Origin of the sequence: Enterococcus camelliae (genome assembly GCF_042685105.1) — a bacterium.
GTDB lineage: Bacteria > Bacillota > Bacilli > Lactobacillales > Enterococcaceae > Enterococcus_G > Enterococcus_G camelliae.
The window spans coordinates 82,702-95,491 of the sequence record NZ_JBHUMO010000039.1 but is presented as its reverse complement, the minus strand read 5'-3'; the positions used below and the strand labels follow the sequence as shown (position 1 = coordinate 95,491).

Annotated in this window: 13 protein-coding genes, 1 tRNA gene, 1 pseudogene and 2 other annotated features; of the genes and pseudogenes, 1 reads left to right on the top strand and 14 read right to left on the bottom strand. The window is 39.5% G+C overall.

Features of this window, described 5'->3' with window-relative positions; all coding sequences use genetic code 11:
- Window positions 1–104: 104 nt before the first annotated feature.
- The 14 genes and pseudogenes from rpmA to ACFSR0_RS06020 all read right to left on the bottom strand — a co-directional run bounded on the left by rpmA (window position 105) and on the right by ACFSR0_RS06020 (window position 11,010).
- On the bottom strand, window positions 105–398 hold the full coding sequence (rpmA, locus tag ACFSR0_RS06085) for a 50S ribosomal protein L27 (protein ID WP_379980903.1): 294 nt from the start codon (window positions 396–398) through the stop codon (window positions 105–107).
- Window positions 399–410: 12 nt separating this feature from the next.
- Window positions 411–755 (bottom strand): ribosomal-processing cysteine protease Prp, encoded by a 345-nt coding sequence (locus ACFSR0_RS06080; protein WP_379980901.1) that lies wholly within the window; start codon window positions 753–755, stop codon window positions 411–413.
- A 26-nt stretch (window positions 756–781) separates the two neighbouring features.
- Complete coding sequence (gene rplU / locus ACFSR0_RS06075; RefSeq protein WP_379980899.1) at window positions 782–1,090, bottom strand: 50S ribosomal protein L21; 309 nt, start codon at window positions 1,088–1,090, stop codon at window positions 782–784.
- A gap of 19 nt (window positions 1,091–1,109) precedes the next feature.
- Window positions 1,110–1,181, bottom strand: a sequence feature (ribosomal protein L21 leader region).
- Between the two features lie 68 nt (window positions 1,182–1,249).
- Window positions 1,250–1,837, bottom strand: a complete 588-nt coding sequence (gene leuD, locus ACFSR0_RS06070) for a 3-isopropylmalate dehydratase small subunit (protein ID WP_379980897.1) — start codon at window positions 1,835–1,837, stop codon at window positions 1,250–1,252.
- Between the two features lies 1 nt (window position 1,838).
- A complete protein-coding gene (gene leuC / locus ACFSR0_RS06065) occupies window positions 1,839–3,218 on the bottom strand; it encodes a 3-isopropylmalate dehydratase large subunit (protein ID WP_379980895.1) in 1,380 nt (459 codons plus the stop codon).
- Window positions 3,219–3,229: 11 nt separating this feature from the next.
- Window positions 3,230–4,291: a 3-isopropylmalate dehydrogenase gene (gene leuB, locus ACFSR0_RS06060; RefSeq protein WP_379980893.1), complete on the bottom strand. Its 1,062-nt coding sequence runs from the start codon at window positions 4,289–4,291 to the stop codon at window positions 3,230–3,232.
- Window positions 4,288–5,808, bottom strand: a complete 1,521-nt coding sequence (locus ACFSR0_RS06055) for a 2-isopropylmalate synthase (protein WP_379980891.1) — start codon at window positions 5,806–5,808, stop codon at window positions 4,288–4,290. The genes leuB and ACFSR0_RS06055 overlap by 4 nt, the downstream gene beginning before the upstream one ends.
- Window positions 5,809–6,152: 344 nt before the next feature.
- Entirely contained in the window at window positions 6,153–7,139 is a 987-nt protein-coding gene (locus ACFSR0_RS06050) for a zinc-dependent alcohol dehydrogenase family protein (protein ID WP_379980889.1), read from the bottom strand.
- 297 nt (window positions 7,140–7,436) lie between these two features.
- Window positions 7,437–7,646 carry a group II intron maturase-specific domain-containing protein gene (locus ACFSR0_RS06045; RefSeq protein ID WP_379980887.1) on the bottom strand — a complete coding sequence of 70 codons (210 nt, stop codon included), beginning with the start codon at window positions 7,644–7,646 and terminating at the stop codon, window positions 7,437–7,439.
- A pseudogene (locus tag ACFSR0_RS06040) lies at window positions 7,645–8,316 on the bottom strand (transposase); the annotation flags it as partial. The pseudogene ACFSR0_RS06040 and the gene ACFSR0_RS06045, both read right to left, overlap by 2 nt.
- A 25-nt stretch (window positions 8,317–8,341) precedes the next feature.
- The gene (locus ACFSR0_RS06035) at window positions 8,342–8,785 is read right to left on the bottom strand and encodes a transposase (RefSeq protein WP_379980885.1); all 444 of its coding nucleotides are present in this window, start codon (window positions 8,783–8,785) and stop codon (window positions 8,342–8,344) included.
- A 493-nt stretch (window positions 8,786–9,278) separates the two neighbouring features.
- Window positions 9,279–9,352, bottom strand: a tRNA-Arg gene (locus tag ACFSR0_RS06030).
- Window positions 9,353–9,422: 70 nt separating this feature from the next.
- Window positions 9,423–10,256, bottom strand: coding sequence for an alpha/beta hydrolase (locus tag ACFSR0_RS06025; protein WP_379980883.1), 834 nt, complete (start codon window positions 10,254–10,256; stop codon window positions 9,423–9,425).
- A gap of 61 nt (window positions 10,257–10,317) precedes the next feature.
- Window positions 10,318–11,010, bottom strand: coding sequence for an O-methyltransferase (locus tag ACFSR0_RS06020; protein WP_379980881.1), 693 nt, complete (start codon window positions 11,008–11,010; stop codon window positions 10,318–10,320).
- A 116-nt stretch (window positions 11,011–11,126) separates the two neighbouring features.
- Window positions 11,127–11,339: a binding site (T-box leader), on the top strand.
- A 62-nt stretch (window positions 11,340–11,401) separates the two neighbouring features.
- Between ACFSR0_RS06020 and proS the strand changes: the two genes are divergently transcribed.
- Window positions 11,402–12,790: proline--tRNA ligase (proS, locus tag ACFSR0_RS06015; RefSeq protein WP_379980879.1), on the top strand; the 1,389-nt coding region annotated here is incomplete at its 3' end.

Sequence of the window (12,790 nt, the reverse complement as noted above, 5' to 3'; positions counted from 1 at the left end):
CCGTTTAGCCCAACTGACAATTAAATATCCCCTTTTTCTAATTCCAAAATGCAAAAAAAAAGCATGAACAATTGTCAATGAAACAATCGTTCATGCTTTTATGATTATGCTTCTGCAGCTACTGGATAAACTGAAACTTGCTTTTTGTCGCGGCCTTTACGTTCGAAACGTACCACACCATCAACTTTTGCAAATAATGTATCGTCGCCACCAATACCAACGTTTACTCCAGGGTAAATTTTGGTTCCGCGTTGACGATAAAGAATAGATCCACCCGTAACAGTTTGACCATCAGCGCGTTTCGCACCTAATCTTTTTGATTGTGAGTCACGGCCGTTAGAAGTAGAACCGCCCCCTTTTTTATGGGCGAATAATTGTAAATTCATATTCAACAACATGGAATGCACCTCCTAATTTTTAATGAGTGTCTGAATAGTTATATTCTCCGTATGTTCCATTTGAATCGCTTGTAATCCAAGCAATAAATTTTCAAGTAAAATTTGCGAAATGTTGTTTTGTTCTTGTGTCATATACATGGGTAATTCAACTGCTAAATAGCCCCCATCACTTTCATCTGTTTGTACAGAAGGGGTTGCACCTGCCAAGGCATCGATGCCATTGGTTGCACTAATCGCTAACGCTGAAACTGCAGCACAGACAACATCTGAACCATACTCGCCTGCATCTGCATGACCAGACAATTCAAAAGAAAAAATACTTCCCGCTGCATCTCGTTGAAACACTGCTTTAATCATTTCGATTCATCCTACTTTTCTAGTGTTTAAGCGTTAATTGCTTCAATCACTACTTTTGTATATGGTTGACGATGACCTTGTTTACGGTGAGAATGTTTTTTAGGTTTGTATTTGAAAGTAACGACTTTCTTTTGTTTGCCGTGTTTTTCTACAGTTCCCTCAACAGTTGCACCTGCGATTGTTGGAGCGCCAACTTTTGTTGCTTCGCCACCTACTAGAATCACTTCGTCAAATGTCACTTTTTGTCCAGCTTCCACATCTAATTTTTCAACATAGATTGCTTGACCAACTTCAACTTTGACTTGTTTGCCACCCGTTTTAATAATTGCGTACATGCTATACAGCACCTCCTTCATTTAGACTTAGACTCGCCATCCCAAGTGACTTGCGTGCTTATAAACTTGTTCTGTGCGGTTGTAGCTGTGGAGTCCACAATTACAACAATACTATCCTAGCAAAATTTTCACTCAACGTCAATAAAAATCCTCTTATTTTTATTGCCAATAGCTCGCAATGGTCTTTTCATAGTTTGCAATCGCTGTTTCTTCTTGAAGGGTAATCGAAATTTCATCCAACCCATTAACTAACTTATACTTCCAAGTCGAATCGATTTCAAATGGATATGCGTCCTCATCAACACGAACGACTTGATGAGGAAGATCAATCGTGATTGTTTGGTCAGCGGGAATGGATGCAATTCGATCACGTACGTCCTTTGCTAAAACAATCGGCAACAAGCCATTTTTGGTTGCATTCATATAGAATATGTCACTGAAGCTACCAGCGATGACTGCCCGAAAGCCATAATCCAACAAAGCCCAAGCAGCGTGTTCACGTGACGAGCCCGAACCAAAATTATCTCCTGAGATTAAAATTGATGCCGCTTCATATTGCGGTTCATTTAAGACAAAATCGGGGTTAGGTTGACGATTACGAAGATAACGCCAATCATCAAATAAAAATTCTCCAAAGCCAGTCTTTTCAATTCGTTTCAAGTAATTTTTGGGAATAATCTGATCGGTATCAATATTGTCATTCATAAAAGGCACAATGCGTCCTTCATATTTTTTAAAAGATTCCATTTCACTTTCCCCCTACTAAACTGCGAACATCGACAAATCTTCCATTAATAGCAGCCGCTGCTGCCATAGCCGGACTACATAGATGCGTCCGAGAATTTTTCCCTTGTCGACCAACGAAGTTCCGATTTGATGTCGAAGCACAATGAACAAACTCGGGGACCTTATCCGGATTCATCCCTAAGCACATTGAACAGCCTGGTTCCCTCCATTCAAAGCCAGCTGCTATAAAAATTTGATCAATCCCTAAAGCCTCTGCTGCATGCCGAACCGGTCTTGATCCAGGAACAACAATTCCTGTAACCCCTTCTTTGATCTTCTTGCCCTGTACAATCTTGGCTGCTTCTTGTAAATCCGATAAGCGGCCATTTGTACACGAGCCAATAAACACGTATTCAATCGGAATATCTGCTGCATTTTGTCCTGGTTTTAAATCCATATATTCATAAGCCAGTTCATCATTATGATCACGAATTGGTGGAAAGTTTTCATGGATCGCTACCCCCATCTCAGGATTGGTCCCCCAGGTAATATATGGTTCTAGTGTAGATGCGTCTAATTCTAATACGCGATCAAACACCGCATCCTCATCCGTATACAATGTCGACCAATCAGCGACGGCTGCTTCAAAGTCTTGCGGAGCGTACTCTTTGCCTCGAATGAACGCAAATGTTTTTTCATCTGGCGCCATCATTCCCATCTTCGCGCCACCTTCGATTGACATGTTGCAGATGGTCATTCGTTCTTCCATCGTCAGATTACGAATGGTATCACCATAAAATTCGGCAGCATAGCCGACACCAAAATCAACCCCATGCCGTGCAATTAAAGCCAGAATAATATCTTTCGCATAAACCCCAGGCTGCAAGACACCAGTGACATGGATCCCCATTCGTTTGGGTTTTTTTTGCCAAATCGTTTGTGTCGCTAAGACATGCTCCACTTCACTGGTCCCAATTCCAAAGGCAATCGCACCGAACGCACCATGTGTTGCGGTATGAGAATCCCCACAGACAATGATTTTACCGGGTTGTGTTAATCCTACCTCCGGACCAACCATATGGACAATTCCTTGTCGCAAAGAACCATTGTCGCACAACGTAATCCCAAATTCTTCGCAGTTTTTTCTCAGTGTATCCATTTGCTTTTTGGATACCAAGTCAGTAATTGTAAAAATATCCTTAGTTGGTACATTGTGATCCATCGTTCCAAACGTTTTATCTGGACGACGCACTTGGCGATTGGCTTGCCGTAAACCTTCAAAGGCTTGTGGTGATGTCACCTCATGTATTAACTGTAGATCAACATACAATAACTGTGCTTGTCCTTCCTCACCTGTTATTACATGACGTTCCCATACTTTATCAAATAATGTTTTCCCCATTGTTTTCACCTCTATACGATAGTTGGTACTTTATTTAGTTCATCAATAATTGCCTCTGTCATACTTGTAGTAGTAGCCGTTCCACCTAAATCGGGCGTCAAAATGCCTTTCGCCATTGTTGCGTAACAAGCTGTTTCGATTTGATTCGCTAATGCCACTTCTTGGAAAGATTGTCGTAACATCATTGCTACGGAGAGAATCATCGACACGGGATTGGCTCTGTTTTGACCAGCAATATCGGGTGCTGATCCGTGGATCGGTTCATACAAAGATGACCCATTCACACTATGACTCGCACTTGGCAATACTCCCAGTGTACCTGGCAATACGGAACCCTCATCGCTTAAAATATCCCCAAAAAGATTTTCTGTTACAATCACGTCAAAGGAGGTTGGATTCGTAACTAATTTCATCGCCGCTGAATCCACGTACTGATGTTCCAGTGTACAATCGGGATAGTCCTTAGCTACCCGTTCAGCAACTTCGCGCCAAAGTTGGCTTGTTGCCAATACGTTGGCTTTATCAACGGAGGTTACATGTTTTTTGCGGCCGCGAGCAATCGTGAAGGCTTGTCGAATAAGTCGTTCAATTTCTGTTACTGTATAGCGGTTGGTATCAAAGGCTTCTGTGGTTCTTTTTTCCCGTGGTTCCCCAAAATAAATGCCACTTGTCAACTCTCGAACAACAACGAAATCAGTACCAGTTACAATTTCTGCTTTTAGCGGAGATAAATGAACCAAGCTGTCAGCAACTTTGATTGGGCGAATATTGGCATATAATTGCAGAGCTTTCCGTAATGCTAGCAGTCCCTTTTCAGGTGTTTGTTGCGCATTCATCCAACGTGGACCACCAATCGCTGCTAGAAGAATGGCATCTGCCGATTGACAAGCTTCTAACGTATCCTTGGGTAGTGCGTAGCCGGTCTGATCAATTGCCGAGCCACCAAATAGCTGCTTGTCATTTGTATAGTCAAAATCGGTTTCCTGTGAAGCTGCTTGTAAAACAGCCAATGCACTGTCCATAATTTCTGGTCCTATGCCATCTCCGGCTAGCGTAACAATCCGTTTTATCATTGAGATACACTCCTATTTTTTAGTAGACTACTTGCATGAACATAGGCTTTTGCAGATGCTTGCAAAACATCAAAGTCGACGCCTATACCACTAACTAAGTAATGCGTTTCCGGGCATTCAACTGTCACATGAACTTGGGCTTGTGCATCTTCTCCAGCGGTCAAGGCTTTAATTTCATAATTTATCAAATAAGGTTCTTGCTCAAAAACTTGGTCAATTGCATTATAAATGGCTTGGATGCTACCTGATCCTACAGAAGAAGCACTCATTTGTTTGCCATTTTCTTCAATCGCTACGACTGCACATTGATACCCATCTGATACGTATTGAACTTGAAGCGCAGTTAATTGGCAATCAACCGGTTGTTGGCGCACCTCATCCGCTAATAAAGCCAAAAGATCCTCATCCGTCACTTGTTTTTTCTTGTCTGCCAATGCTTTAAATCGTTTAAATAACCCCTTCAACTCTTCGCCATCAATATCATAACCAAGTTCTCTTAACTTTTCTTGAAACGCATGGCGACCCGAAAGTTTCCCTAATGGCAATGAATTGGTTGCCACCCCAACTAATTGCGGTGTAATAATTTCATAAGTTTCAGGATTTTTTAACACCCCATCTTGATGAATTCCCGATTCATGAGCATACGCGTTTCCACCAATTACAGCTTTATTTCTTGGGACATCAATACCTGACAAACGAGAAACCAAATCGCTGGTTCGCTTCGTTTCATTTAATACAATATTGGTTTCACATTGGTAAAAATCTTTACGGATGTGCAACGCTACTGCAATCTCTTCTAGTGCTGTGTTCCCAGCTCGTTCGCCAATGCCATTGACGGTTCCTTCTACGCGATTCGCACCATTTTCAATGGCGGCCAATGCATTTGCCGAAGCCATCCCTAGGTCATCATGGCAATGAGAAGAGTAAGTAATGGGACGGTCGGCATGAACATTTTCAATTAAATACGCAAACATTGCGCCATATTCTGTCGGGTTAGCATAGCCAACAGTATCTGGAATATTGATGATTGTCGCACCTGCATTTACTGCTGTTTGAACAGCTTTTAAAAGAAACTCTTTGTCCGTTCGTGAAGCATCTTCCGGAGAAAACTGGACGATGTCAAATAGAGATCGCGCATAGGTTACATATTCATGAATAGAAGACAAGACTTCCTCTGCTGTCATTTTTAGTTTATCGCGCATATGAATCTCACTAGTCGCAAGAAAAACATGGATTTGCGGATGCGCACAGTCACCGATGGCATCATAGACACTGTCAATATCAGCTTTTTGACATCTTGCTAATCCAGCCACGGTAGCTTTTTTTAATGCCTGACCAATTGCACGTACCGCTTCAAAATCTCCTGGTGATGCTACGGGAAATCCTGCCTCAATGGTATCAATTCCCCATTTTTCTAATTGTAAAGCTAGCTGCACTTTTTCTTTCGTGTTGAAGTTTACACCGGGTGTCTGTTCACCGTCTCTCAATGTTGTATCGAAAAATTGAATTTTTCTCATTTTCATCGCTCCCTTTGTTAGAAAAAATAGTATAAAAAAAGCACTCCACAAAGGTTGATTTCCTTTATGCAATGCGAATAGGACTCTTATAATGTAGCTAAAAGAAAGAGTCCTGATCTATAATAATAATAAAAATGTATCACTAAACTTAACGGTTTTTCTCATCTTTGTTCTCATCATTTTCACCTTTTTCAAACAAGTTGTTGTTAGCAGGATACGCCCTTTTTTTCCTATTGTCAAATGTTTTTTTATAATTTTCTGAATATTTCGTTAAAAACAGGATGTTTCTTTGGCAGAATCAAAAGAATAACTGCTTTTATTACTTGCTTTTCTATAATCTCCCTTTATGTTGTAAATAGCATACATTGTTTTCCTTGTACCCCCTTCATTTCTATATTTTTTAACACCTTGTAGAAATCCGTGTAGGGAGAAACTTTATCAAAGGACGCTAGTATCAATTGCCTCTTAGTTACCATTGAAAAAAGTTTCTGAAACGCTTGTTCCTTTTGAGATAATGTTGCTTGTTCAAGCCAATGACGCAGATGAAAAATTTTGGTTTGAATAGGTAATTTTGCGACACAGGACCAATCAATCTGTTGTCCGGATAATAAACCAAGCAAATAGAAACTTCCAGCAGTTTTTACACAAGTAGCTAAAATGGTACCTTGATAACCCCCAATTGAATCAATCGCGTAATCCACACCTTCACCATTCGTTAAGTCCGCTACCCGTTCAAATACATTTTCCTGGCTACTATTAATCACATGGGTGGCCCCCAGTTCATATAGCTGTTTCCTAGCCTGTTCATTACGTACAACACCCAAAAACTTTGCCCCACTAAGGTTAGCAAATTGCAAAAGAAGTTTGCCAACTGCAGAATTTGCAGCATTTACTAACAAGACCGTCTCTTTTTTTAAATTCATAAATTGTCGACATAGTACCCATGCAGTCAATGGGTTTATGTATATTTGACAAGCTTGATTATCGGATAATTCTGAAGGAAGTACGATTATTTGTTCTCGTTGGGTAATCAAGAATTTTTGCCATGTTTCTCCCCCGAGAGGTAATACCCGTTTTCCAACTAGCCAGTCCAAGCTCTTAGAACTTGTTTCCAAAACGACTCCAAATCCTTCATATCCTACAATAGCTGGCAATGGCGTGCGATGTGCATATGCGCCTGTTATTGGAATTAAATCAGAGGGATTAACTGAAACACGATTCATAGCTATTTTTATTTCATTCATTTTTAAAAGACGAAGTTCTGATTGCACTAACTGAACCACGTCACTTGGTTTTCCAAATTTCTTATATTGTAATGATACATTTTCCATTTACTTCTCCTAAAACCAATGATTAATCGCGTAGGAGAATAATCATTAATTGATTATTCGTCCTCTCACACCACCGTACGTACGATTCCGTATACGGCGGTTCAATTTTACATCACGTGTACTTTTTGATACTGTTTAACTTAAAAAGAGTAAACCAAAACGTTCTAAGCGTTCATTGGTTATCGTGGTTGTTAAGATCCACGAGTGAGCTATTCTTGCAATTTCTTAGCTAGAATAGCTATTTTTATACGCTTCATAGCGGTTCATCCCTAGCTTCATTAAGTTCTTCCTTCTCATTTATGGCGTTTTCCATTGTTTCCAAATACACATTCTTAGTATTCTTCTGACTCTCGCATCCATGGATAAAAGAAAATTCTTCACCTTACTTATCTTATAGTAATTCCCCCAATCTCTTACGAGTTGATTAATTTTCTCTATCCTCACTTTTGTAGTGATTTCCCAGTTCCTTTTCGTTAGTTTCTTCAGTTTAAATTTAATTTCAGCCATCAATCAGTACTGTCCTTTCTTGGTTTGATAGGCAAAGTAGATTGATGGATTTCTCTTTTTTTAACAGTTCAGCCGCTCCTTCAAGTAACGCTTTTTCGAGCTGTAATTGGTGCACTTGCTTCTGAAGCTCCTCTACTTCTTTTACAAGCAGATCTTTTTGGTGTAATTGTTTTTCTTGTGGCATGCGCAGTGGGAAGTCATTTCCAAGATACGTGTCTTTCCATTGATATAGAGTAGTTCTGCTTATATCTTCCGTTTCAGCTAAATGTTTTCTATTGATTTGTGGTTCATAAAATTTTTTCAACACATCATTTTTTTGATTTTTTTCTAACTTTACTGCACTTTTTCGAATTTTTCTAGCCCCAGATGCTAATTCTTCACACCATTGCCGTAACGATTCCCTGTTTGGATAACCAAGCATACGAACAGTACGAGAATAACATTGCCCATATTCAAAATAATGATTTACAGCTATTCGTTTTTGTTCTTCAGAATACTTTGACTTTTTCTGCTACTCAGAATGGAGTCTTCTAGATATCAGATACTCTTTGTATCAACTACGTAATGCACTGATTGATGGATAACCTAATTTTTGAATGGTGGCAACATAGGAACAGTCATGCTTTAAAAATAACTGAATTGCTTTTTCGCGTTTCTTGTGAGAAAACATAAGGGAGTACCTCCTGAACTAATTTTTAGTCCAGAATTATGTCCGCATCCCCTTTTATGTATAAAAGCCTTGCAAAATACAACTGGGCCACCTGCATAAACTGAGGGATAGTTTCTTTTGTGATTGCTTGGAAAAAGCGACTAATCGTTGGTTGTGATGCCAGAGTGTTTTTGTTGGAAAAGATAGTTTTGAAGATCGGGTCTAGTCGTAATCGATTCGCTGCGACATCTTTTGAGTAGCCAGCGATATGCTGTAAAAGTAGCTGCTCTATTATATCGTTATACGTATGATCTGGGTTTTTTCGGTTGTCAGTTAGTTTTACTTGCTCTTCAAGTATGCTTGAAAACCCAATCCGGTTCATAAACTCTTTTATCAGAATAAGACCACTATCTGAAGAAATTTTCCCACCATCGTTGGCAAGTGTATTATTTTTATTGAAAGTTAGTTGTTTGTGTTGTAAAATCGACATATGGGCACTCCTTGCTTGTATTGTGACGTTTTGGTCGACTTAACAATACCATAAGGAGTGCCCTTTTTACACCCAAAGGATGAAAAAATAATTTGCAAAAACTGTTCAAGCAGAAGGGTTTACAAGGGTTACTGTTAAATACTGTGAATTATTCAAGGATTACTCTACTTTTAAAATTCTCAACGTAACCCAATCAGTGCAGCTGGATAGAGCATCCGCCTTCTAAAGAAAGGTCGAACCAAACAAATGTCATTATGCCTTTCTAAAAAGATTCAAATAAGCATGCACAACAGTTAAAAGTTGCACCACTAAATGCTGTAAATACCACCTCTTGCAAAATAATAAACTAATGCTATTATGAGACAAAACGTGTGGGATACTTTTACCAGTTCGAAGTACAGTTCGTCTACCACATAACAAAAAATACAAAAAAAATCCTAATGAAATGCTTATCTAAAAGCTTTTTCATTAGGAAAAAATAAGCGACCTTTTACGTCACAGGAGGGATTCGAACCCCCGACCGTCCGCTTAGAAGGCGGATGCTCTATCCGGCTGAGCTACTATGACAATTCAGCAACAAACAATATTATAGGGAATTCGTTCTTGAAAGTCAATGAATTTTTGTTATTTATTATTCCTACCAAAAGAAAGATTCAATTGTTTTTTGAACTTTCTCATTTTGAACCAATGCACTATGTTGGCTATCCTCTGTTATGATAAGTTCCTGGTAGCTGGCTAGATTGTTATAGAGCAATTTACCAGCTAGAACACTTGTTATTGGGACTACCCCATCGGAATAGGTGCCCGCAACCTTTCCTACGACATTGATCATTTGGATCCCCTCAGGAATTTGATTATTTTTTTTCAAATAGCTAGCGAATTGCTCACTCACTACTTTCGGTTGATCAAACGTATCCTCTTTTTCATTATAGTCAAAGGATACATCATTAAACGGTGTCCCTAATGTCATCAATTTCCCAAGGGTTGGATCATTTGTCGTTGTCTGATTTTCTAAATACTCCGTTATCACAAGACCACCATTTGAATGACCAAGGTAATTATATGTTTTTATTTGATAACGCGTCTGAATGTATTGTAATGCTTGTTGGAACCAGCCACTTTGTTTGGCTAACGTCTGATCACTACTGTCTTCAAAACCAATCACAAAAATCGGGTGGTTCGTTTTTGCGCTCATTGTCCCCTCTACTTTTAATGTTCCATCTGTTTTTACTTCTATTTTTACCACATCGATATCTGTAATCTTTTTTTTCAAGGAATCGATGAGGGAATCAAATCGATTGACCGTGGCATCGGTTCCTGGAACCATAATTAATGGCGTAGCAGCCAAGCTCGTCGCATATTGACTCGTTGAATCACTTGATTGATGGTTTATCGTTTTTGAGAAAAAAGTTAGAAGCCCTCCCAACATACTGAGTAGGACCAATCCTTTTATAACTGTTATCCCTTTCATTGCTTTCCCCTCTTTTCAAAAGGAGGATAACATGTCAACCTTAAAGAAAGATTAATTGAAATTAGTCTTCTATGTTAATTTGAACGTCATCAGCTTCTTTGGTAATTAATGCAATCCCATCACCCAATGGAACAAGTGAAGTCGTTAAATCTGGATGGTGGTTGATGACTTCTAAAAATTGGTTTAGTTTCCGATGGATTGCTCGGCGTCCTCTGGGAATCTCCTCGATTGGATCCAAAACTGTTCCCCCTTGAAAAATATCATCAACCATTAGGACACCTCCTTTTTTTAATAATCGTATGCAATCTGGTAAAAAGGTAATATATTTTGATTTGGCACTATCCATAAAGATAAAATCGTATGGTCCAGTCAATTCAGCCAAAATATCAGCAGCTTGTCCTTCAAGTAAAGTCACTTTCTCTTCTAAATGAAGACGTTTATAGGTTTGTTTGGCTTTCTCAATCATCACATCGTATCGGTCAATCGTAGTCACATGTCCGTCAGTAATGGTTTGCGCCATCAAACTAGAAGAAAAACCGATTGCTGCACCAATTTCTAAAATTTGCTTAGGTTTCATCTGACCCAATAAAAATTTTAAAAATACCACTGTTTCATGGGGAATAATGGGAACACCTTGTTCATTCGCTTCGCGTTCCACTTGTCCTAGCTCACCATCTAAAGGTTTTTGTTGGGTTCGTAGGTAGTGAACGAGCTCCGGTTTCACAACCGGTCGATGCATCATTTCGTTTCTCATTTTTCGCTTGTCTCTCCTTTAAATAGAATCAATCCATTATACGAATTTTCCTATCAGACTGCAAATTTCTATTCTTTTTTTGAAAAGGACTTGCTTTTTGGCAGACAATTGAGTAGTCTAAAGACAGGATTTGGACTAGTAGCAGGAATCCTTCGTAAAGAGAATCGAAGCTAGGCTGAAACTTCGATACCATGTGCATCCTGTGAACCTACCAATGGTTTTATTGTGAAAGCAATAGGAATAGACTCCTTATCGTCTGGTAAGTGGGATTGCTAAAAAGCAGTCAACAAAGGTGGTACCGCGAATGTCCAAAGCATTTCGTCCTTTCGAAAGAGGATGAGAGGCTTTTTCTTTTGCCTTCATTTAGTACAACAAACAAGGAGCTGATTGTATGTCAGAACAAACAAATGATTTTACACAATGGTATTTGCAAACTGTGCAACAAGCGGAATTAATGTCTTATTCACCTGTCCGCGGATCAATTATTTTCCGTCCTGATGGTTTTGAATTATGGGAACATATTCAAGAAGAATTCAATAAATTTTTAAAAAGCCAAGATATTCGCAATGCTTATTTCCCAATGTTGATTCCAAAAAGCTTTTTCATGAAAGAAGCCGATCACATTGAAGGATTTGCACCGGAATTACCTTGGGTAACGGAAGTTGGAAATGAAAAGTTAGAAGAACCACTTGCCTTAAGACCCACCTCTGAAACTATGATTGGTTCTGCATTTTCCGATTGGATTCATTCCTATCGGGACTTACCTTATGAAATCAATCAATGGGCCAATGTTTTTCGTTGGGAGAAAAAAACTTTGCCGTTTTTGAGAACCTCTGAATTTCTTTGGCAAGAGGGTCACACGGCACATGCTGATGAGGAAGACGCACGTCGCCGCACGATGAACATTCTTGATGAATACGCCCGTCTGTGTGAAGAATTTTTAGCCATTCCCGTCTACAAAGGTCAAAAAACCCCATCTGAACGTTTCGCAGGTGCTGTGGATACCTATTCTGTTGAAGCAATGATGAAAGATGGCAAGGCAGTTCAGGCCGGTACCTCTCATTATATGGGAACCAAATTTGCACAAGCATTTGATATTACGTACCTAACAAAAGAAAATCAACATGTCCTAGCGCATACCACCTCTTGGGGTATCTCAACTCGTTTATTAGGTTCACTTATTATGACTCATGGCGATGAGAATGGCTTAGTCTTTCCGCCAACTGTAGCACCTACACAGGTTGTATTGCTTCCCGTTGGCCCATGGAAAAAGAACCCAGCTATTCTTGAAAAACTAGATGCCATTTACACGTCTTTAAACGAGGCTGGCTATCGTGTACGCTTGGATGACTCAGAAAATTCGCCTGGTTTCAAATTCCATGAATGGGAACTAAAAGGGGCATGTATCCGTATTGAGTGTGGTCCAAGAGATTTGGAAAATGGACAGGTCATGGCAAAAATTCGCGATATTGATGGCAAAGTGGCCGTTCCTTTCGAGGAGTTATTTGCTTTCGTTCAAGAACAACTACAGATTATGCCAAAACGCCTATTGGAAAATGCTCGCCTGCGAAACAAAGAAAATGAACATTTTACAATTAATACGTTAGATGAATTAAAAAATCACATTGAAACATGCAAACAAAATCAACGCCCAACCGGATTCGTTTTGATTGGTTGGGATGGCTCCGCCGAAACGGAAGCAAAGATTAAAGAAGAGACTGGTTTTACAACGCGCAATATCCCATTCCAAGCACCAATGAAAAAGGAAACAGATCTAATC